Genomic DNA, 741 nt, shown 5'->3' on the forward strand with positions numbered 1-741 from the left:
TGGTTCGTGGCGGTCTGGGCGGCGGACAGGATCGCGATCTCGCCCTTGTAGCCGATCTGCTCGGCGAGCAGCTGCACCTCGGTGCGGCCGAGGTCCTCGGCGGACGCCTGCGACACGAACGCGTTGCGGCAGCCCGCGTTGGTGTCCGAGTCGTAGGTGACGACCTTGATGCCGTTGCTCATCGCCTGCTTCAGCGCGGTGCACAGGGCACCGGGGTCCTGCGCGGACACCGCGATCGCGTTCACCTGCTGCTGGGTCAGCGTGTTGACGTACGACACCTGCCCGGAGGTGTCGGTCGCGCTGGACGGACCGACCTCCTTGTACTTGTTGCCGAGCTCGGTGAGCGCCTTCTCGCCGCCCTTGTCGGCGGAGGTGAAGTAGGGGTTGTTGACCTGCTTCGGCAGGAACCCGACGGTCAGCCCCTTCTTCAGCGCCGCGTTCGGATCGGCCTTGGCGGTGGAGGTGGCCGCCTTGTCGTCACCGCCGGAGTTGTTCTTGGTGGTGCCCCCGCACGCGGTGGCGGCGAGAGCGAGGGAGGACACGGCGGCGAGCGCCACAGCGGCACGCCGGATGGACGACTTACGCATGACGGTTCCTTTGAAAGAAGGGTTCAGGAGGGCGCCCCTTCTCGGGGGCGCGGGGAACTGCGCAACCAGCCACAGACGGCCCGCAGTGTTCAGACGGACTTGGCCGCCCTGTGCCTTGCAAGCGAGATCTGTCGTGCGACCCTCGGTCCGAGTA

At 67.6% G+C, this 741-nt stretch carries 1 protein-coding gene; it reads right to left on the reverse strand.

Annotated elements, in window-relative coordinates:
• Positions 1-587, reverse strand: a 587-nt coding sequence (locus AAW13_RS43845) for a substrate-binding domain-containing protein (RefSeq protein WP_143145126.1), incomplete at its 3' end; no start/stop codon positions are given.
• Positions 588-741: the final 154 nt, after the last annotated feature.

Source organism: Streptomyces humi (assembly GCF_001005085.2).
GTDB lineage: Bacteria > Actinomycetota > Actinomycetes > Streptomycetales > Streptomycetaceae > Streptomyces > Streptomyces humi.